The following is a 24,047-nucleotide window of genomic DNA, read 5'->3' on the forward strand; positions in this document are numbered from 1 at the left end:
AGTATTTGATAAGGTGAAAACAATGCAAAATGTCAACAGCGATCCAAACACAAGTATGCCAAATCCCAAATTTACTGTAGAAAAGGAAATCAAACGTATTAAAATTGTTGAAAATAATTACCAGAATAACCTGAATTCTGACTACACTGAGAAAATTAAGGAGCTAGACCACAATTTCAAATATGAAGAACAGAGTAAATATTATTGGAATCCTCCTGAACTTTCACTTCTTTACGGAACACCCTTTTATGAAGTTGCTTCTCCATCTCAAAAAATAGCACTTAATCATCAATTTTGGATGTCAAACTATAGCCTTACCGCTTATAGTGAAATGGAAACAATTGACTATAACCTAATAACAGCAGATTGTTTCTCTGCTTTAGGCGGTAATTATAAAATTCTTGCTGAACAGCTTGAACATGAAGCGGTTCAAGAACGTGTTCATATTCATGCTTTCTTCAAAGTTAATTTCCAAATTTTGAAAAATTTGTTAGGCAAGCAAGCTTTTACTAATATTTTGCTGGAAAACAAGCCTGCAAAAAATAGTCAATTTGCAAATTTTCAGTATCATAGTCTACGCTTTTTATCGACCCTAATTTCCGATAAAAGAAAACATTATGTCTCTCCTCATTTGAAAAAACTAGAAGCCAAAAATAAATTATCTGTAACGACTACTAATGGTTTTTTCCATGGATACGGAATGCTTCCTTCTTATTTCATCCGATTCTTTGCATCTAGTTGGGGCAGTTCACCCTTCTTAGCTAGCCAATACTATACGTTACGTTATCTTGCTAATATGCTTTTGAAGAATCAAGAACATACTATACATTTGTATTTCAAAAAACTTCAGAAGCAAGGCGAGTATGTTCCAGTACCAACTGCTATCTCCCACTACCACTTTTTAGATGAATCTTTCCATACAACGACATCTTTATTCCTAGCTCGAGATTTACATAAAAACTTCCCAGCGCCAACTGCTTACGAAAAATTACTGATTAATTGGGCAGTTTATGTCACTCAAAAGACTAACCTTAGCCATATATCGGGAGTAATCAAGAATCGCTTTTTTGGAGATGATTTATCGGGAATGTTCTATATTTATAAGGTGTTTAGGAGCACTTTATTTAATCTGTCTCACGAAGAAGCCGTTCAATGGGTTGAGAAATGTTTCTGTCAAGAACACGAAGGTTTTCATCAGTCAGTTAAATGCCACCAGCGTCTTCATTTAGATATACGTAAACTTTGTGAGAATCTCGACTATCTATGGCCAATTAACCGCGAAATGCGTCTCATGGCTTCAGGAGGAACGGTTGACAGAGCTATTAGAGATAATATCAAGACATTCAAACAGTTCTCTAAGTTAGTTGCTTCAGCTGAGTGATAGAATCACCAATCAGTGGGATAGCATCTTTGCAGTCCGTAGAAATATACTTAGCCCTTGAAGCAGTTGCAGGTACGTAAATTATCGTAGGTCTGAAATGGAAGCTATAGCGATTATAGGCATTGGCTGTCGTTTTCCGGGTGCTAACCACCCAGAAGCCTTCTGGCATCTACTAAGAAACGGTGTGGACGCCATTACTGAGGTGCCATCAGAGCGATGGGATATTGATACCTTATACGATCCAAAACCGGTTACACCGGGAAAAATGAATACCCGCTTTGGCAGTTTTCTAGAGCAGGTAGATCTGTTTGCTCCTAGATTCTTTAGGATTTCCCCCCGTGAGGCAGAGCGAATGGATCCCCAGCAAAGGCTAATTTTGGAGGTAGCCTGGGAAGCTCTAGAAAATGCTGGACTAGCACCAGACAAACTAGCTCAGAGCCAGACGGGGGTTTTCATGGGCATCAGCAGCCATGACTATGGCGTTTTGCAAGTCAAGGATTTAGACAGTATAAATGCTTATAGTGGCACGGGAAACGCTTTTAGTATTGCTGCCAATCGTCTGTCGTACTTGCTGGATCTGCATGGACCAAGTGTGACAATAGATACTGCTTGCTCTTCTTCATTAGTTTCACTACATTACGCCTGTCAGAGTTTGCAGATTGGAGAGTCTGAGCTTTGCTTGGTTGGAGGTGTGAACCTGATTTTATCTCCAAATAATCATATTGTTTTCTCGCAGGCAGGTATGATGTCAGCAGATGGGCGTTGTAAAACTTTTGACGCTAATGCTGATGGTTATGTTAGAGGCGAAGGCTGTGGTGTACTTGTCCTCAAACGTCTTTGGGAAGCTCAAAGAGATCAAGACAATATTCTGGCAATTATCAAAGGTTCAGCAGTTAACCAAGATGGTCTTACCAATGGACTTACAGCTCCTAATGGTCTTTCTCAACAAAGAGTAATCCGTCAAGCCTTAAAAAGTGCTGGAGTAACACCAGCGCAGATTAGTTATGTTGAAACCCACGGCACTGGTACCCCTTTGGGAGATCCCATTGAGATTAGAGCTCTAAAAGCTGTGCTAATGGAGGGTCGTTCCTTAGAGCAGCCTTGTTATATTGGTTCAGTTAAAACTAATATTGGTCATTTAGAAGCTGCTGCGGGAATTGCTGGACTGATCAAGGCGGTACTTTCACTACAACATAAAGAGATTACACCGCACTTGCACTTGCAGCAACTGAATCCATATATTTCTTTTGAAGGAACTCCGTTTTCGATTCCAACTAAACGCCAACCTTGGATTGCTGGTACAGAAAAACGTTTAGCAGGGGTAAGCTCGTTTGGCTTTGGTGGTACCAATTGCCATGTGATTCTTGAAGAAGCGCCTGCTGTGACTTTCTCCCCTAGCGATCTTGAACGCAAAATGCACCTGTTGACACTTTCGACAAAAAGTGAGACAGCGTTACAGGAATTGGCACAGAGTTATGTAGATTTCGTCAGGTTTCATCCTAAAGCATCACTGGCAGACATTTGCTTTACTGCTAATGTCGGGCGATCGCATTTCAACCACCGCTTGGCAATTGTCACTGAATCTACTACACAGTTGATCGAGCAACTAACTGCTTTTACTACTGGGAAGCAGGCATCTGGAGTTATTAATGGAACTGTGGAGATTGTGAATCGCCCTAAGATAGTGTTTCTCTTCACTGGGCAAGGCTCTCAGTTTCATGGTATGGGACGCAAGCTCTATGAAACTCAACCCACTTTTAGGAAAATATTGCAGCAATGCGAGCAACTCCTGAAACCCTATTTAGAGCAGTCACTGCTTGAGATACTCTACGGGACGACCCAGACAGCTCATCTGTTAGATGAAACTGCCTATACCCAGCCAGCCCTGTTTGCTCTAGAATATGCCCTTGCTGAATTGTGGCGTTCTTGGGGAATTGTACCAGATGCTGTCATAGGTCACAGTGTAGGTGAGTATGTTGCTGCATGTGTCGCTGGAGTGTTCAGTCTGGAAGAAGGACTTATGCTCGTTGCAGAACGCAGTCGGTTAATGCAGTCTTTGCCAGATAATGGTGAAATGGCAGTGGTGTTTGCCGAACAGGAGAAAGTAGTCAACATTCTTACCCAGTATGAAACAGCGTCATCAAAAGTAGCGACGGACACTAGTGTTTCCATTGCAGCTGTTAACGGACCAAACAACATCGTCATTTCCGGTTTAAGAGAATATGTGCAGTCGGCAGTTGAACAGTTTCAGTCCCAAGGGATTACTGTAAAGCCTTTGGAAGTTTCTCATGCTTTCCACTCACCATTGATGGAGCCAATTCTTGATGAATTTGAGTCTAAGGCAGCAACAGTAAACTTTCAAGCCCCACAAATTCCTTTAATTTCTAATCTGACAGGTGAAATTTTCCAGCCAGGAGAAATTCCAGATGCAAGTTATTGGCGTCGCCACCTGAGAGAACCAGTGCAATTTGCGGCAGGAATCAACACCATAGCAGAGCAAGGTGATAAAGTATTTCTCGAAATTGGTCCTCGCCCTAGTTTATCAGCTATGGGTAAGCGATGCTTGCCGAACGTAAAAAGTACTTGGCTACCTTCATTACAGTATGGGCAAGATGACTGGCAGGTTTTATTGAAAAGCTTGGGGATATTAGACACTCAAGGAGTAGAAGTCAATTGGGTGGGATATGACCATGACTACCAACGACAAAAAATCTCTTTGCCCACTTATCCTTTTCAGCGTAAAAGTTATTGGTTCGACTCGGACGAAGAGAAAAACAACAATTCTATGGATTTGAAAAATTCAGATACACAACTAGTGAAACCACAGCTTAATACTGTTCAAAAAACGATATATAAAGAGAAAATAATATCACAATTAAGTACTCTTGTAGCTGGTTTACTCCAAACAGACTTGTCGGAAATTAATGTTTATGAACCTTTTTTGGAAATGGGTGCAGATTCAATAGTTCTGATTGAAGCTGTCAGAACTATTGAAAACACCTTTGGAATTAAGGTGACTATTCGCCAGATGTTTGAAGAGCTAACAAATATTGACAGTCTTGCAAGTTACATAGAGCAAAATCAACCCGAAGTTGCGATCGAGGAAAAATTAACAGAGCCTGAAATTATCGCTCAAAATCAACCCAACCAAACTATCCAGGAAGAAGCTTCAGAACCTGCAATTGCAATTGGTACATTACCCCAACTCCCACAACCTGCGCTTCCAACTGTGGCTGAGAAGTCTACATCTGTGCGTGAGAACGGGTTAGTAAATAAAACATCAGTAGTTGAAACAGGACTTGAGCGAATTATGGCTCAGCAACTACAACTCACGTCTCAAGTCATATCTCAACAATTGCAGTTATTACAAAACAATCATGTTGTCTCATCAACAGATGAGTCACAAGTAGGATTGATCAAAACCTCAAAGCCAGCAAGTCCAGCAAACAATTTGGTTAAAGGAACAGGAACTCAAGAACCTTTAAGTTTGCAAAGAATTACCGCAGAAGGAGCGGAAGGGCTAAATTCTAAACAACAGCAACACTTAGAGGCATTGATTGCACGCTATACCAAGCGCACGCAAGGGTCAAAACAAGCAAAGCAATCTTATCACCATGTTCTAGCTGACAGCAGAGCTGCGGCGGGATTCCGTCCTTCGATCAAGGAAATGGTTTACCCTATTGTTTGCGATCGCTCTGTTGGTTCTAGGTTTTGGGATGTGGATGGTAACGAGTATGTAGACATCACAATGGGCTTTGGCGTGCATCTATTTGGTCACAATCCGCCCTTTGTCATAGAAGCTTTACAGGAGCAGATAAAACTTGGTATACAACTAGGTCCCCAATCCAGTCTAGCGGGGGAAGTGGCAGAGTTGTTGTGCGAACTGACGGGTACAGAACGCGTCACCTTTTGTCAGTCAGGTACAGAAGCCGTAATGACATCACTGCGTTTAGCACGAACAGCGACAGGACGCACAAAGATTGTCCTATTCTCAGGTTCTTATCATGGGCATTTTGATGGAGTTTTAGCTAGAGCACAAGCATCTGATGACGAGCAGGTTTCTGTACCGTTTGCTCCCGGTATATCGCCACACATGGTTGAAGATGTTGTGGTACTCGATTATGGCGATCCTGGTGCATTAGAGTATATCGAAGCTCATGCTCATGAATTAGCTGCGGTTTTGGTTGAACCCGTACAAAGTCGGCGACCCGATTTACAACCCAAAGAGTTTTTACAGCACTTGAGGCAAGTGACCGCAAAAGCAGGCACAGTCTTGATTTTTGATGAAATAATTACTGGCTTTCGCATTCATCCGGGTGGTGCGCAAAAATACTTTGGTGTAAAAGCAGACTTGGCAACTTACGGTAAAATTTCTGGTGGTGGTCTGCCGTTTGCAGCAGTAGCTGGTAAGGCTACCTTGATGAATGCAATCGATGGTGGTCAGTGGAATTACGGTGACGATTCGTATCCTGAAGCAGAAAGGACATTTTTTGCAGGTACTTTTAACAAATATTCTCTGGCTTTGGCGACCGCAAGAGCGGTACTTAAACATCTTAAAAATCAGGGATCGGGTCTTCAAGAGCAATTAAATCAACGCACAGCACAGTTAGCCCAAACACTCAATACCTTCTTTCAACAAGAGCATGTACCTATTCAAGTGGTTTATTTTGGCTCACTGTTCCGCTTTAGCTTTAAGAAGAACTTGGATCTGTTTTTCTACCACTTAATTGAGAAAGGTGTCTACGTTTGGGAAGGACGCACTTGTTTTCTGTCCACAGCGCATACAACTGCCGATATTCAGTATGTGATTCAGGCTGTGAAAGAAAGCGTAGCCCAAATGCAAGCAGAAGGTTTTCTACCCGAACGTTCACCCAACTTGAATGGATCGAAAAGCAATTCGACAAATTCATTCTTAGCTAAAAGTTCTACTTCTGAAGCTGCTATTTTGCCACAAACGACTACAATGCCTTCTGGGGGTATCGTAGAACCTGTAAATCCGAAAATATTCACATCATTGACCACAATCTCTGATTCTGATGAAGTAGTAAAGTCTGATGCTGTACTTACAGTCCCCTTAACAGAAGCACAAAAACAACTCTGGGTTTTAGCGCAAATTTCAGAAGAAGCATCGAGCGCCTATAACGTCTCTATAAATCTGCAATTACGGGGTTCGTTGAATTTAACAGTACTACATAAAGCAGTACAGAAAGTTGTAGAGCGTCACGAGGGTTTGCGAACGACTATCGATAGCCAAGGAGATTTTCAGCAGATATTGCCATCCTTGAAAGTTGATATTCCTTGCATTAACTTCTCAAATGTTGATAGTTGTGAGCGTGAGTCTAAAGTCGTTGAGTGGTTTAAACAAGAAAGCCTAAAACCTTTTGATCTGACTCAAGCACCTTTGTTCCGTTGTTACGTTCTTAAATTAGAAGAACAGTTACATCTATTGGTTATGACAGCTCATCACATTGTCGTCGATGGCTGGTCAATAAACGTTATCCTGCAAGAATTAGGTGCATTGTATTCACAAGAGTGTCAAGGTGAAGTTTGTCAACTTAAGCCACCGATGCAATTTAGGGAATACATTGATTGGCAGGAACAGCAAAGTCAAACCGAGGAAATGGCAGCCCATGAATCCTACTGGTTGGAAAAATTTGCTAGTTCAACTCCTGTTTTAAACCTGCCAATAGATCATCCTCGTCCTCCAATAAAAACCTATAGAGGTAATAGGCAAACGCTGCGGCTGAATGCAAGCCTTTATCGTGAAGTGAAACAATTCAGCAGCAAAAAGGGTTGCACCCCGTTTATGACTCTCCTTTCTGCATATACGGCTTTTCTTCACCGATTGACAAACCAAGAGGATATTGTAGTAGGTATTTCTTCTGCTGGGCGGTCTTCTGCAAGTAGTGAAAAGCTTGTTGGGTACTGTTCTCACCTACTACCTATCAGAAGTTGTATTGTTGAAAATTTGGCATTTTCCGAATATCTTGGCAAAATGAAGGGTGTCTTGTTAGAAGCTTACGAAAATCAAGATTATCCTTTCGCTTGGTTCCTTAAACAACTAAAATTAGGTCGAGACGCAAGCCACTCTCCTCTGATTGCAACCATATTTAATTTAGACCGACCTGTAGCCGTGCCAAAAATGTTTGGACTGGAGACAGAAATTTTCTCTCCACCGATCGCTTTTACTGGATTCGACATCAGCTTTTATGTGATTGAAATGGGAGATGAGCTGGTGTTGAATTGTGATTACAACACAGACTTATTTGACGCTGCCACAATTAGCCGGATACTAGGGCATTTCCAAACCTTGGTAGAGGGGATTATCTCTCATCCCGAACAACGCCTTTTTGAATTGCCTCTGCTAAGTGAATCTGAGCAACATCAGTTACTTGTGGAGTGGAACAACACTCAAGCAGATTATCTCCAGGACAAGTGTATTCACCAGTTGTTTGAGCAACAGGTAGAGAAAACACCCTATGCAGTGGCAGTGGTGTTTGAGAATCAGCAGTTGACCTACCAGCAATTAAATCAAACAGCCAACCAATTAGCACATCACCTGCAAACCCTCGGTGTCGGACCAGAAGTATTGGTGGGGATTTGTGTAGAACGTTCGATTGAGATGGTGGTAGGACTGTTGGGGATACTTAAGGCTGGTGGTGCTTATGTACCTCTTGACCCTAGTTATCCTCAAGAACGGTTGAGTTATATGTTAGAGGATTCTAGTGTTGAGGTGTTGCTTACTCACAGGTCATTGCTGGAGTATTTGCCACAAAATCAAGCACGCGTGGTTTGTTTGGATACTGATTTGGTGGAAACTGAGCAACATCAAAAGGAGAACCTTGATGTTGGGGTATGTTCGGATAATTTGGCTTATGTCATCTACACTTCTGGTTCTACTGGACTACCCAAGGGAGCAATGAATACCCACCAGGGAATTTGCAATCGTTTACTGTGGATGCAAGAGGCTTATCAATTAACGAGTAGCGATCGCGTTTTGCAAAAAACTCCTTTCAGCTTTGATGTTTCAGTGTGGGAGTTTTTCTGGCCGTTACTAACTGGAGCGAGGATTGTAATCGCTAAACCAGAAGGACATAAAGATAGTACTTATTTAGTCAACCTCATTTTTACTCAGCAAATTACGACAATACATTTTGTACCATCCATGCTTCAAGTTTTTCTGCTTGAACCCAACTGTGGAAATTGCAGTTGCTTGAAGCGAGTTATTTGTAGTGGAGAAGCACTACCGTTTGAACTTACTGAACGTTTCTTTGAGCACCTTGAATGTGAACTTCACAATCTTTATGGACCAACAGAAGCAGCGATTGATGTGACTTTTTGGCAATGTCAGATCCAAGAAAATCGTCAGCTAGTCCCCATCGGTCGCCCCATCGCCAACACCCAAGTTTATATCCTAGACAAACAGCTCCAAGCAGTACCCATAGGCGTACCCGGAGAATTGTACATTGGAGGTGATGGGTTAGCCAGAGGCTACCTGAACCGCCCAGAACTAACTAGCGAAAAATTTATCCCAAATCCCTTGTGTGATCACAAATCCGAACGCCTTTACAAAACAGGGGATTTAGCTCGTTACGGTAGTGACGGTAACATTGAATTCCTTGATCGAGTCGATAATCAGGTAAAGATTCGCGGCTTTCGCATCGAACTTGGAGAAATCGAATCCGTCCTCAACACCCATCCCCAAATCCAACAAGCGGTAGTCATTGCCACAGAAGATCTGACGGGTAACAAACGTCTAGTAGCATATATAGTCAGTGAGGATGAATTACTCACCACCAACCAACTACGTGAATTTCTCTTTTCAAAGCTACCAGAATATATGGTGCCTTCTGCCTTTGTCACTTTAGACACCTTACCGTTGACACCCAACGGCAAAGTAGACCGCAAAGCACTACCAGTACCAGATTTATCTACAAGTGATTTGTTAGAAGGCTTCGTTGCACCTAGTACTCCTACAGAGGAAATATTAGCTAAACTTTGGATGGAAGTTCTCGGGCGAAAACAAGTAGGCATCTACGACAACTTTTTTGATATTGGTGGTCATTCACTCCTGATAATTCAAGTAGGAAACAAAGTTAGAGAAATCTTTAATAGCAATATTTCAGTCACTGACTTGTTTAAGTATCCAACTATAAGTAATTTGGCTAAATATTTAAGCCAAGAAAATAATGTAGAACAAACTACTCTTGCCCCAAGTGATGAGTTAGCCAAAAAGCAAAAAGAGGCTATCAAAAGACAAAAGCAACTCATGAAGCAGAAGAGGAAAGCAAATGTATAATTGGGAAGCTCAAGATTCTTTAGAACCTATAGCTATAATTGGCATGACTGGTCGTTTTCCAGGAGCTAACAGCGTTGATAAATTTTGGCAAAATTTAGTCAACGGTGTAGAGTCAATTACATTCTTCACGGATGAAGAACTCATTGCTTCAGGTGTAGACCCGACTTTACTCAATTCCCCTAACTATGTTAAAGCCAAAGGTGTGTTGGAAGACATTGAAATGTTTGACGCTCTCTTCTTTGGCTTTACACCCAAGGAAGCTGAATTGATGGACCCCCAGCACCGCCTCTTTTTAGAGTGTGCTTGGGAAGCTCTTGAAAATGCTGGTTATGACTCTCAAGCATACGATGGTCGAATTGGTGTTTACGCTGGCGCTGGTTTGAATATTTACCTGGCAACAAACTTAATGTCAAACCGTGACCTGATCGAATCAGCAGGCAATTTACAAGTTTCAATTGGCAATGATAAAGATTATGTGCCTACACGGGTTTCTTATAAATTAAACTTGACAGGGCCCAGTATTAACGTTAATACTGCCTGTTCTACTTCGTTGGTGACTGTTCATTTGGCATGCCAAAGCTTGCTAAATTATCAATGTGATATGGCACTAGCAGGTGGTGTTTCCATTTATACTCCACAAAAAGAAGGTTATTTTTACCAAAACGGCGGTATTGCCTCTCCTGACGGACACTGCCGAGCTTTTGATGCTCATGCTCAGGGAACTGTTGATGGCAGTGGTGTCGGCATTGTTGTGCTGAAGAGGTTAGAGGATGCTTTGGCAGATGGTGACTATATTCATGCAGTTATCAGAGGCTCTGCTATTAATAACGACGGTTCGTTGAAAGTGGGCTACACGGCTCCAAGTGAGTCCGGTCAGGCGGCAGTGATTTCAGAGGCTCTAGCAATAGCAGGAGTTGAGGCTGAGGACATTTCATATATAGAAGCGCACGGAACCGGAACAACTCTTGGAGATCCGATTGAAATTGCAGCACTGACCCAAGCTTTTCAAACCAGTACTCAGAAGAAAGGCTTCTGTGCTATTGGTTCCGTAAAAACAAATATTGGACATCTTGATGCAGCCGCTGGAGTGGCGGGTCTAATTAAGACTACCTTAGCCCTGAAACACAAGTTGCTGCCTCCTAGTCTGAACTTTGAAAAACCATCACCCAATATTGATTTTGCCAATAGTCCATTTTACGTCAATAAGACGCTGTCCGAATGGACAACAGACGGAACACCCTGCCGTGCTGGGGTCAGTTCCTTTGGCATTGGGGGTACTAATGCCCATATTGTCTTAGAAGAAGCACCTGTTAACCAGACGCAAGATATAGCGTCTTTACATTCCAGACCTTGGCAACTAGTATCGCTGTCTGCTAAAACCAGTTCGGCGCTGGATGAAATGACTGCAAACTTAGCTGCGTACTTAAAACAGCATCCCGATCTTGACATTGCTGATGTAGCTTACACGCTTGCTGTTGGTCGTAAAGCTTTCGAGCACCGACGGATTTTAGTTTGCCAAGAGCTTAATGAAGCTGGAAACGCATTGGAGTTAGTTGATCCGCAACGAGTTTTTACAAGCTTTCAGGAACTCAAAGAGCGGTCTGTGGTGTTTATGTTTTCAGGGCAGGGTTCTCAGTATGTGAATATGGGGCGCGAACTCTACCAAACTGAACCGACATTTCGCGAGCACATCGATCTATGTTCGCAAATCCTCAAACCTCATTTAGGATTTGACCTGCAATCTGCATTGTATCCTCAAGAGGAATTAACACAAGAAGCAGTAGAACAACTTAAACAGACAGCTATTGCACAGCCAGCTTTGTTTGCGATCGCCTACTCCCTAGCTCAACTGTGGATGTCTTGGGGCGTGCGTCCAAAAGCAATGATTGGTCATAGTATCGGTGAATATGTAGCAGCAACTCTAGCTGGTGTCTTATCTTTAGAAGATGCCTTAGCCCTAGTAGCTTCACGAGGGCAACTCATGCAACAATTGCCAACAGGGGCAATGCTTGCTATTCATCTTCCAGAAAAAGAGGTGCAAGCTCTCCTAAATGCAGAGATATTGCAGACAAAGTCTCTACAAATTGCTGCCGTTAATGGACCATCCCTTTGTGTGGTTTCAGGTCTCACGGATGATGTGGAGGCATTGCAGAACCAGCTTGCAGAAAAAGGTGTAAACTGCCGACGGCTGCATACCTCCCATGCATTCCATTCCCAGATGATGGATCCAATTTTGGAACCCTTTACCCTCATAGTCAAAAAAGTAACTCTCAATCCCCCACAAATTCCTTACTTGTCCAATGTCACTGGCACCTGGATTACAGCGTCACAGGCAACAGATCCAAGTTATTGGGCAAAGCATTTGCGCTCTTGTATACGCTTTTCCGAAGGACTGCAACAGTTGTTGAAAGAACCCGAACAAATACTGCTAGAGGTTGGCCCTGGAAGAACGTTAAGTACGTTAGCTACACAGCATTCAGCTAAGACAGCAAAGCAAGTTGTGCTAACTTCGTTACGTCATCCACAAGACCGTCAATCAGATGTAGAGTTTTTGCTTACTACATTAGGCAAGCTTTGGCTTTTTGGCGTCAAAGTGGATTGGTCTGGATTTTATAGCCAGCAGAAACATCTTCGCGTTCCCTTACCGACATATCCCTTTGAGCGTCAGCGTTATTGGATTGAACCTCAAAAACAGTTAGATCATAACCGTGAATCTCAGGTATCACTGGGCAAAAAACCAAATGTCGCTGACTGGTTTTACTTACCTTCTTGGAAAGCATCTATACCACCAGTGTCTCTTGCAAATGAAGAGTTGGTAGAAAGGAAATCATCGTGGCTAGTGTTTGTTGATGATTACGGTTTGGGTTCCCTAATTGTAGAACGATTGGAACGGGATGACTGTGATGTTATTATTGTTAAAGTTGGAGCAGAGTTTACTCAGCAGAGCGATCGCGCATATACTCTGAACCCTCAACAACCTGATAACTACAGTACTTTAGTCAAAGAAATTTTAGCGCAAAGACAGTTCCCAAACACAATTGTTCATTTGTGGAGTGTCACAAAGAACAGCCAAACAGTATCAAGGCTTGAAGGGGTTGACAAAGCTCAAGATTTAGGGCTGCACAGTCTTATCTTTCTAGCGCAGGCACTTGGGAAACACAATGTTATGGATGAGATTCAACTGACTGTTATTTCAAATAATGTACAGCCAGTAACTACAGAAGAGGAACTGTGCCCGGAGAAAGCGACCATGTTGGGAGCAATTAAGATCATTCCGGAAGAATACTCCTCAATTAGCTGTCGCAGCATTGATGTTGTCCTTCCCAAATCAGGAACTAGAAGCAAACGCAAGCTTATAGACCAGCTACTCAACGAACTACAAGCAAAATCCTCCGACCTGTTTATTGCCTACCGTGGTCTTCACCGTTGGGTACAAACCTTTGAACCAGTCCAATTGAATAAGCCCAGTGAAACAAATCTCAGGTTAAGGGAACAGGGAGTTTATTTGATTACAGGTGGTCTTGGAGGCGTTGGATTTGTGCTAGCAGAACATCTGGCGAAGACTGTAAAAGCCAAATTAATTCTGTTAGGTCGTTCAGCTTTTCCGGCACCAGATGAGTGGGCCGAATGGCTTACTAATTACGGTCAAGACAATGATATCAGTCGTAAAATTCAGAAAATTCAAAAACTCGAACAGTTTGGAGCGGAGGTTTTAGTAATCAGCGCCGATGTAGCTAACTTTGAACAAATGCAAGCAGCGATCGCCAAGGTTCAACAGCAGTTTGGTTCAATAAATGGTGTTATCCATACTGCTGCGGTTGTTGATTATGCAGGTGTTATTCAAAGAAGAACAAAAGAAATGACAGAGAGTGTTCTAGCACCAAAAGTGAGGGGTACATTGGTACTCGCTAAGCTATTAGAACACGTTGAATTAGATTTTTTAGTTCTTTGTTCATCTATAGGTGTTGCACTGTATAAAACAAAATTTGGTGAGGTTAGCTATGTTGCTGCTAACGAATTCCTTGATGTTTTCTGTTATTACAACACTTGTCAAAATAGAACTTTTACAGTTAGTATTGATTGGGATGATTGGCAAAAAGTTGGAATGTCAGTCGAGGCAGTAAAAAATGCTGCCAAAATAAACTATAATATTCTTGAAGAAGAATACCTCCAGAATGCATTACTTCCTTCAGAAGGTGTTGAGGTTTTTCTGCGTATTCTGGATAGTTCATCTCCCCGATTTACAGTATCAACTGAAGATTTAAGGACTAGGATTAAGCTAAATAATTCCTTTTCAAAAATTTCTTTTGAAAACTTAGAAAAAGTTAATAGATCCCAAGATAAACACTCACGACCTGAACTTAGTAATGCTTATGTTGCTCCTCACAATGAACTTGAGCAAACTATTGGCGAAATCTGGCAACAATTACTTGGTATTGAGAAAGTGGGTATCTATGATAACTTTTTTGAACTAGGGGGACATTCATTACTAGCCACTCAAGTTATTTCTCGGGTTCGTGAAGTCCTTCAAGTGGAACTTTCCTTAAATAACCTGTTTGAAGAACCTACAGTAGCTGGCATATCTGCTTTAGTAGATAAGATTCTTTTAACAACACAAAAACGACAGATAACAATTAGTGATTTTGTGGGTGAGCGAGAGGAGATAGAGCTATGAAAAGCACAAAGAGTTTTTGTCCTATCTTAACAACTTAGACGTCAGGCTTTGGAGCATAGACAATGGTTCCGCTCTAACGCGGCTAAAGGAACATTGACATCAGAACGCGGGAGATATATCAACAGACAGTGGTTGCTATTTTGGGACAAAGAGGAGATATCTTGATGTTAGATAATATGTCATTTGCACATGGAAATCTGTCGTATTTTGGTAAAAATTTTGCAGTAGGCATGGCATAATCTTCGAATTTGAATGTTGTTTTAACAGAAAGAGTGCAATTTTTAACAACTAAAATTATGAAACCCATAGAAAAGTTTTTGTCGTATTTAGATGAGTTAGATATTAAACTTTGGATTGATGAAGTTAATGGATCTGCTGCACAAGATGTTAGCCTGCGCTGTAATGCCCCTAAAGGAACACTGACACCAGACATACGTGCTGAGTTAGCTGAACGTAAAGATGAAATTATCGCGTTTCTGCAAAAAACCAGTCTCGCCTCAACTTTCACTGTTGAACCCATTCGACCCATTTCAAGGAACGGAACTATTCCTCTGTCGTTTAATCAGCAAGGATTGTGGTTCTTAGACCAAATTGAGGAAGGAAGTACTACCTATAACGAGTTTTTTGCCGTGAGCATTAAGGGTTTGCTTCAGATTACTCATTTGGAGCAGAGCTTGCAAGAAATTATACAACGTCATGAAGTTCTACGCACTACTTTTCCCAATCAGGATGGGTATCCTATCCAGGCGGTCGCTCCTACTCTAACAATAACCGTACCAGTAGTGAACTTGCAGACATTGCCAAAAGTTGAGCAATCTGCTCTCATACAACAGTTATCTAAAGAAGTTCAACAACCCTTTGACCTAGTAAATGGTCCGTTGTTGCGAGTTAATTTGGTGCAACTAGAGAAAGAGTCTTATGTGTTGCTACTTTGTATGCACCACATTGTTTCTGATGGTTGGTCAATGGGGGTATTTATTCAAGAACTATCTAGTTTATATCAAGCGAGTTGTGCTGGAGTTCCATCCCCTTTACCAGAATTACCAATCCAGTATGCTGACTTTGCAGTCTGGCAGAGACAATGGTTAAGTGGAGAAGTCCTAAAAACTCAACTAAATTACTGGCTTTCTCAATTGCATGGTGCTCCATCGCTATTACAATTACCTACAGACCGTCCTCGTCCAAGTGTGCAAACTTACCAGGGTAGGACGGAAAGTTTTAGTTTAAATACTCAAATAACCCAGAAGTTGCAAACTCTGTCTCGGGAGTCGGGTACAACCTTATTTATGACCCTGCTGGCGGCGTTTGCCACTTTACTATATCGTTACAGTGGTCAATCAGATATTTTAATCGGCTCATCAATTGCCAATCGTAACCGCAGTCAAATAGAGTCACTGATTGGCTGTTTTGTGAATAATTTGGTGTTGAGAACCCGTTTTGAAGATAATCCCAGTTTTGAGAACTTACTGGCACAAGTTCGGGAAACTACACTCAAAGCTTATGAACATCAAGATGTACCTTTTGGACAGGTAGTTGAGGCATTGCGACCGAAACGAGATTTAAGTCATTCTCCCCTGTTCCAGGTGATACTTATATTACAGAATACACCAAAGAGTGAATTAGAAATACCTGGTTGTACCTGGTGTGAATTAAATCAAGAAAGCACTATTGCTAGGTTTGATTTGACACTGTCAATCACCGAAACAGAAGCAGGATTGGTAGGATCATGGGAGTACAATACAGACTTATTTGATGGCAGCACTATCGAACGCATGGCGGCTCATTTCCAGAACTTGTGTAGCGCAATTGTGGAAAATCCACTAGCAACTGTGGATGAATTACCCTTACTCAGTCAAGCAGAACGCCATCAGTTATTGGTAGAGTGGAATGATACTGCAACGCTTGGAACCACTGACAAATGTATTCATCAATTGTTTGAGCAGCAGGTTGAAAGAACGCCGGATGCGGTGGCCGTGGTATTTGAGAATCAGCAGTTGACCTACGAGCAATTAAATCGAAGAGCCAACCAACTAGCACATCACCTGCAAACCCTTGGTGTGGGACCAGAAGTATTAGTGGGTATTTGCGTGGAACGTTCGATTGAGATGGTGGTGGGACTGTTGGGGATACTTAAGACTGGTGGCGCTTATGTACCCCTTGACCCCAGTTATCCGATAGAACGCCTGAGTTACATGTTGGACGATGCGGAGCTGGCAATATTGTTGACGCAAGACAGCTTGTCGTCGTCTGTTCCATCTCATACTGCCTGGACAGTTTGTTTGGACACTGATTGGGAAGTCATTGAGCAGCATAGTCAGGAGAATTTGGCTACTAGTGTCAGTGCAGATAATTTGGCTTATGTCATCTACACGAGTGGTTCTACGGGGCAACCTAAAGGGGTACAACTACTGCACGGAGGTTTAAGTAACTATTTGCACTGGGCTAAAGACTACTACGCAGTAGCGCAAGGACAAGGTACGCCTGTACAGTCTTCTCTTAGCTTTGATGCAACGATTACCTCCTTGTACCTTCCTCTAATTTGCGGACGTACCACCATCTTGGTAAGAGAAGAACAAGAATTGGAGCTTCTAGCAGACATTGTTAAACAAAATAATCATCTCTCGCTAGTCAAAATCACACCCTCGCATCTGGAAATACTGAATCAGCAAATTAATCCTGATACCATGTCGAATCGGGTCAACGCCCTTGTTTTAGGCGGTGAGACATTACACACTAAGCAAATAATTCCGTGGTTGACTCATGCCCCCGATACTCGCCTGATTAACGAATATGGCCCCACAGAAGCCGTTGTAGGGTGTTGTGTCTACGAAGCAACTGCAAAAAGCGATCTGGCGAGCGATGTATTAATAGGACGGCCAATTGCCAATGTACGTATCTACATTTTAGACAAACAAAACCAACCCCTGCCTCCTGGCATTCCTGGGGAACTTTGTATTGCAGGTGCTCCTTTAGCCCGCGGCTATCTCAAGCGTCCCGGACTCACAGCCGAAAAATTCATCCCAAATCCTTTCTCTGATGACAAATCCGAACGCCTTTACAAAACAGGGGATTTGGCTCGTTACGATAGTGATGGTAATATTATCTTTATTGGTCGCATTGATAACCAGGTAAAGATTCGCGGCTTTCGCATCGAACTGGGAGAAATTGAAGTAGTCCTTAATACTCATCCCCAAATCCAACAAGCGGTAGTTATTGCCACAGAAGATTTAACGGATAACAAACGTCTAGTAGCATATATAGTTAGTGACGATGAATCACTCAGCACCAATCAACTACGTGAATTCCTAAAACAAAAGCTACCAGAATACATGGTGCCTTCTGCCTTTGTTAGCTTAGACACCCTACCGCTATCGGCCACCGGCAAAGTAGACCGCCGCGCACTACTAGCCGCCGATACAGAAATTAGTCGAGAAAGTGAATACGTAGCACCACGTACACAAGGAGAAGAAATAATAGCCAATATATTTGCTTCTGTTCTAGGTATTCCAGCAGTAGGCATTAACGACAACTTCTTTTCCTTGGGAGGACATTCTCTACTCGCAACCCAATTAATTTCCCGACTCAAAGTTGCCTTTGAAGTAGAAATAGAATTACGAGCAGTCTTTTCTTCTCCCACCGTAGCTCAACTAGAGCAAACATTAACCCAGTTACGCACTAATAATTGGGGATTAAATCTTCCCCTCATTCAACCAAGAACACACAGCGAAGAATTACCCCTATCTTTTGCACAAGAGCGGCTGTGGTTCCTTAACCAACTAGAAGGAGCTTCTGCTACCTACAACATACCAGGAGCAATTCGTATCAGTGGGAACTTGGATATTAATGCCTTACAACGTGCGTCATCAGAAATAGTCCGCCGTCACGAGATACTACGCACCAGCTTCACAATTGTGAATGGCACACCAATACAAGTAATTCACCCACAAGCCACCATAAGCATCAAGGTGGTGGACTTACAGCAACTAGAAGTTACAGAACGGGAAACTGTCCTACACCAACAAGTACACAAAGAAGCAATTACCCCCTTTGACTTAGAGAAAGCACCACTAATCAGGTGTAGTTTAGTACAGTTAGATGCCAGAGAATATGTGTTGTTATGGAATATGCACCACATTGTTTCTGATGGTTGGTCAATGGGGGTATTTATTCAAGAACTATCTAGTTTATATCAAGCGAGTTGTGCTGGAGTTCCATCCCCTTTACCAGAATTACCAATCCAGTATGCTGACTTTGCAGTCTGGCAGAGACAATGGTTAAGTGGAGAAGTCCTAAAAACTCAACTAAATTACTGGCTTTCTCAATTGCATGGTGCTCCATCGCTATTACAATTACCTACAGACCGTCCTCGTCCAAGTGTGCAAACTTACCAAGGTAAAACTGAAAGTTTTAGTTTAAATACTCAACTAACCCAGAAGTTGCAAACCTTGTCACGGCAGTCGGGTACAACCTTATTTATGACCCTGCTGGCAGCGTTTGCCACTTTACTATATCGTTACAGTGGTGGAACAGATATTTTAATTGGTTCACCAATTGCTAATCGTAACCGCAGTGAACTAGAGCCACTGATTGGCTTTTTTGTGAATACTTTGGTGTTGAGAACCTGTTTTGAAGGTAATCCCAGTTTTGAGAACTTACTGGCACAAGTTCGGGAAACTACACTCAAAGGTTATGAAAATCAAGATGTACCTTTTGAACAGGTAGTTGAGGCATTGCAACCACAACGTTCCTTGAGTTATTCCCCCTTATTCCAAGTGCTATTTGTATTACAGAATACACCAAAGAGTGAACTAGAAATATCTGGTTGTACCTGGCGTGAGTTAAATAAACAAAGCACCATTGCTATATTTGATTTAACACTGTCAATCACCGAAACAGAAGCAGGATTGGTAGGATCATGGGAGTACAATACAGACTTATTTGATGGCAGCACTATCGAACGCATGGCGGCTCATTTCCAGAACTTGTGTAGCGCAATTGTGGAAAATCCACTAGCAACTGTGGATGAATTACCCTTACTCAGTCAAGCAGAACGCCATCAGTTATTGGTAGAGTGGAATGATACTGCAACGCTTGGAACCACTGACAAATGTATTCATCAATTGTTTGAGCAGCAGGTTGAAAGAACGCCGGATGCGGTGGCCGTGGTATTTGAGAATCAGCAGTTGACCTACGAGCAATTAAATCGAAGAGCCAACCAACTAGCACATCACCTGCAAACCCTTGGTGTGGGACCAGAAGTATTAGTGGGTATTTGCGTGGAACGTTCGATTGAGATGGTGGTGGGACTGTTGGGTATACTCAAGGCTGGTGGTGCTTATGTACCCATTGACCCCACTTATCCCCTTGAACGCTTGAGTTATATGTTGGCAGATTCGGGTGTCGAGGTGTTGTTGACCCAACAGTCTTTGCTAAAATCTTTGCCGCCACATACTGCACAGGTGATTTGTTTAGATACCCAGTGGCAGTTAATAGCTGCTGAGCCCGATACCAATTTAGAACCTGAAGTGCAGCCCGATAATTTGCTTTATGTCATTTACACCTCTGGTTCTACAGGTTTGCCTAAAGGGATCGCCCTATCCCATCGCGCCTTAACCAATCTCATCCAATGGCATTTAGCAACAATGGCGACAGGGGTTGGAGTCCTCCAGTTTGCTTCCCTCAGTTTTGATGCCAGTTTTCACGAAATATTTGCTGCTTGGTGTTCGGGGGGTACGCTGTTTTTGATTTCTGATAATTATCTTCAGGATTTGGATAAATTAGTACATTTCTTAGCAGAAAACCCGATCCAAAAGACAATTTTGCCAGTTGCGCTTTGGCAGCAATTAGCAGAAGCATATGGAGATCAACCCCAGTTGTTCGCTAACCTTAGAGAAGCGATCGCTACAGGGGAGCAGCTTCAGATTACCCAACAGATGATCAATCTATTTTCTCGCCTCGACCAATGTACACTGCATAACCACTACGGCCCTTCTGAAACCCATGTTGTAACTTCATACGTTTTCACCGAATCACCCCAGAGATGGCTAATTTATCCTCCTATTGGTAAGCCAATCGCCAATACTCAAATCTACATTCTAGATCACAATCTCCAGCCAGTTCCCGTCGGGGTAAGAGGGTTTCTATTTATTGGTGGAGTCAGTTTAGCTCGCGGCTATCTCCGCCGTTGTGATTTGACGAGTGATAAATTTATTCCTAACCCGTTTAACAATTCAAGATTATATAATACTGGAGATTGGGCTCGCTATTTACCTGATGGCAATATCGAGTTCTTAGGACGGGCGGACGATCAAGTCAAAGTTAGAGGCTTCCGCATCGAACTCGGTGAAATTGAGGCAATACTTAACAAGCATCCTCAGGTCAGTCAAGTTGCTGTGATGCTGTATGGCTCACAAGCACTGAAAAAACGTTTAATAGCTTATATTGTCTTGGTTCGGGAGCAGACTATAACGAGCGAGCAGTTGCGGGAGTTTCTCAAGCTCAAGCTACCAGAATATATGCTACCTTCCGCTTTTATTTTCCTCGAGACTCTACCTTTGACCCCCAATGGCAAGGTTAATCGAACTGCTTTACCAGCTCCTGATGAAACTCTATCAAACTCGGAACGCGCATTTGTCCCACCCCAAACCCCCGCAGAGGAAGTCTTGATCCACATTTGGGAAGAAATTCTTGGTCTTGAGCATATAAGCATTCACGATAACTTCTTTGAGCTAGGAGGTCATTCCCTGTTAGCAATGCAGTTAATCAGCCATATTCAACAAAGGTTCGATCTAGAGTTATCGGTGCGTCAGGTATTCCAAAGTCAGACAGTAGCTCAATTGGTAAATACTATGGCTCAAATAGCAGGCGATCGCAATGTAATCGAAGAAATTGCTGGTACTTGGCAGGAAATCGCCGCACTTTCTCCCGAGCAAGTACAGTCGATGCTGACAGAACTTAGAAAATAAATCTACGAGTCTAACTGTGACTAAAGAGACTAATTGCCATGAAACTTACTCAAAATCAGATACAACAGTACGAAGAAGAAGGGATGTTATTTCTCCCCAACTATTTTTCTAAAACAGAAGTTAGTACTTTGCAGGAAGAACTTTCACGATTACCAGAAAAGACCCCTGGACAAATCATGGAAAAGGACAACCAAACGGTACGAGCTGTTCATGGAGTTCATATCCATAGCAAAGTTTTCCAGAATTTGATTCAACATCCACTTTTGTTAGAACCTATTCAACAACTTTTAGGGAATTCGGTCTATCTTTATCAGTTCAAGATCAACATGAAAGCAGCTTTTACTGGCGATGTTTGGCCTTGGCATCAAGACTATGCATTTTGGTATGAGGAAGATGGAATGCCAGAACCTAGACCAGTTAATGTCGGTATCTTCTTGGATGAAGTGAATCAGTTTAATGGTCCGCTGTATTTGATTTCAGGTTCGCATAAAGAAGGACTTATCCAATTTGATACGCATAGATCCGCAGTTGAAGGCAAAGATATTAGTTGGGAAGCAAATGTCAGTGCTAATCTTAAGTACTGTCTAGATAATGCAACTATAACTCGACTTGTTGAAAGGGGAGGCATAATAGCTCCTGTTGGTTGTGCTGGATCTGTTCTCTTCTTCCACAGCAATCTAGCTCATAGCTCAGTTCCTAATATCTCTCCTTACCCTCGTAGACTACTTCTTATTACCTATAACAGCATCGAGAATATTCCGCGCCCCTATGGCAAGCCGAGACCAGAATTCTTAGTATCTCAGGATTATACGCTACTGCAACCTCTAGAAAATGATGTTTTATTGCAACAAGTATAATCGTAAATAATTGCTCAATGACAAATGATACTTCATCTTCAGTATTCAATTTCATTTGTTCGACGAATTCGACGAGTTATCAAATGACGAAGTAAAGCAACTGCTCACACAATACCAGTAACCCCTAATTTGCTAATTAACTTGACATGAATTTGACTTTTGGATAGCGATTTAGTCCTACTCGTAATCTGCCAGTTTCAAATCCAATTAATTTCAAAAAAAGACGATCATGAAAAATCAGCAGCAATTATACCTCAAAAACAACGTAGTAGTAGAGCCTTTAATTAATCAATGGTATGCCTGGCCGTACCTGATTTCACCTGTTACGGCTGCCATGTACATAGCACATTCGCATTTAAAAATAATGCAGTCGTTTGTATCAACACCGCAAGTACACATTTCTGCTCTTAAAAATCCAGCAATGCTGGGAGGTCCATTTATTAACTATGACACAAGTAGAGTTGATGAAATTAAGGATTTGATAGAAAAGACAATAAAAGAGCAAGCTCATATTTTAGAACTTGCAGAAGCTATCAAGACTCTTGATAAGATGTTAACAAACGAAGCCAAAGGCTTTTCTCTTGAACCTATTTATCAAAAAGTACCTGAAGTTTTGAAAGGCTATGTCGAATTGGTTTATGACTTAAATAATAATCCTTCAATTCGATTTATTGAAGGGCTACTTTATAAAAGCCCATATTACAACCAATCTGCACAGAGTATAGCACTCTTTTTAATCAACACAGATCAACGTCATTTTGTATTTAGTACTCCCAGGTTAGAGGATGATAGCAGCTTACATTTAAGTATACCTTTTAGCTCCAATGTAATAGATGAGTTATTCAAAATGAAAAATTTTCCCTGTTCATTAAGTAGCATAAAAGAAAAGCTAGATATAAAAGACAAAGATTATGAGTTATTTACATCATTATTTACGGAAGAGGAGCCGGATAAATACCCTGAGTATATTGGTGACGAGGTAAGAATTCGTTACTTCGGTCATGCTTGCCTTTTAATTGAGTCGAAAGGTGTTAGTATTTTGTGCGATCCGATAATTAGCTATAAGTGTGATACTGGAATCAGCCGTTATACATATGCCGATCTACCAGAGAGTATCGACTATGTATTAATTACTCACAATCATCAAGATCATTGCATGTTTGAAACCTTATTGCAGTTGCGCCATAAAACTAAGAATGTGATTGTGCCTAAAAATAATGGCGGCGGATTGGCAGATCCATCTTTAAAATTAATTTTGCAGAACATAGGTTTTAAACAAGAAAAAATTATAGAACTTGATGAAATGGAAAATATAGAAATCGAAGGAGGAATGATTATTGGCTTACCTTTTTTTGGCGAACATGGAGATCTCAATATTAGAACCAAGATTGCCTATGTGATTAGTTTACAAGGGAAGACTATATTTATAGCAGCCGATTCAAATAATCTTCAACCAAAAGTTTATGAATATATACATAGCTTTTTAGGGAATGATGTTGATGTGCTATTTTTAGGAATGGAATGTGATGGAGGACCATTTACTTGGTTATATGGTCCATTGTTAACTCAGCCATTAGCAAGAAATATGGATCAATCAAGAAGATTTAATGGCTCTGATTATGAAAAAGCTATTGATTTAGTCAATCAATTAAATCCTAGAGAAGTTTACGTGTATGCTATGGGACAAGAGCCTTGGTTAACTTTTCTTACATCTATTCAATATACTGAAGACTCTCGTCCGATTATTGAGTCTAACAAATTAGTCGAAAAGTGTACTGTCCAAGGAATTACAGCAGAAAGATTATTTGGACAAAAAGAACTTTTTTTGAAATAGACTCTCTTACCACAAGAGCAAAACTATAGGCTCAAT

6 protein-coding genes are annotated in these 24,047 nt (G+C 41.6%); all 6 read left to right on the forward strand.

Annotation, left to right across the window (positions count from 1 at the left end):
• Positions 1-22 precede the first annotated feature (22 nt).
• The 6 genes from AC5JM2_RS27800 to AC5JM2_RS27825 all read left to right on the forward strand — a co-directional run bounded on the left by AC5JM2_RS27800 (position 23) and on the right by AC5JM2_RS27825 (position 24,011).
• The gene (locus tag AC5JM2_RS27800; RefSeq protein ID WP_495838096.1) at positions 23-1,381 is read left to right on the forward strand and encodes a hypothetical protein; all 1,359 of its coding nucleotides are present in this window, start codon (positions 23-25) and stop codon (positions 1,379-1,381) included.
• A 97-nt stretch (positions 1,382-1,478) separates the two neighbouring features.
• Positions 1,479-9,680, forward strand: a complete 8,202-nt coding sequence (locus AC5JM2_RS27805) for an amino acid adenylation domain-containing protein (RefSeq protein WP_495838097.1) — start codon at positions 1,479-1,481, stop codon at positions 9,678-9,680.
• Positions 9,673-14,355, forward strand: coding sequence for a type I polyketide synthase (locus AC5JM2_RS27810; protein WP_495838099.1), 4,683 nt, complete (start codon positions 9,673-9,675; stop codon positions 14,353-14,355). The genes AC5JM2_RS27805 and AC5JM2_RS27810 overlap by 8 nt, the downstream gene beginning before the upstream one ends.
• Positions 14,356-14,651: 296 nt before the next feature.
• Positions 14,652-21,320: an amino acid adenylation domain-containing protein gene (locus AC5JM2_RS27815; RefSeq protein WP_495838101.1), complete on the forward strand. Its 6,669-nt coding sequence runs from the start codon at positions 14,652-14,654 to the stop codon at positions 21,318-21,320.
• Between the two features lie 38 nt (positions 21,321-21,358).
• Positions 21,359-22,177 carry a phytanoyl-CoA dioxygenase family protein gene (locus tag AC5JM2_RS27820; protein ID WP_495838103.1) on the forward strand — a complete coding sequence of 273 codons (819 nt, stop codon included), beginning with the start codon at positions 21,359-21,361 and terminating at the stop codon, positions 22,175-22,177.
• 229 nt (positions 22,178-22,406) lie between these two features.
• Positions 22,407-24,011, forward strand: coding sequence for an MBL fold metallo-hydrolase (locus AC5JM2_RS27825; RefSeq protein WP_495838105.1), 1,605 nt, complete (start codon positions 22,407-22,409; stop codon positions 24,009-24,011).
• Positions 24,012-24,047 lie beyond the last annotated feature (36 nt).

The sequence above is a fragment of the Brasilonema angustatum genome (assembly GCF_059505445.1).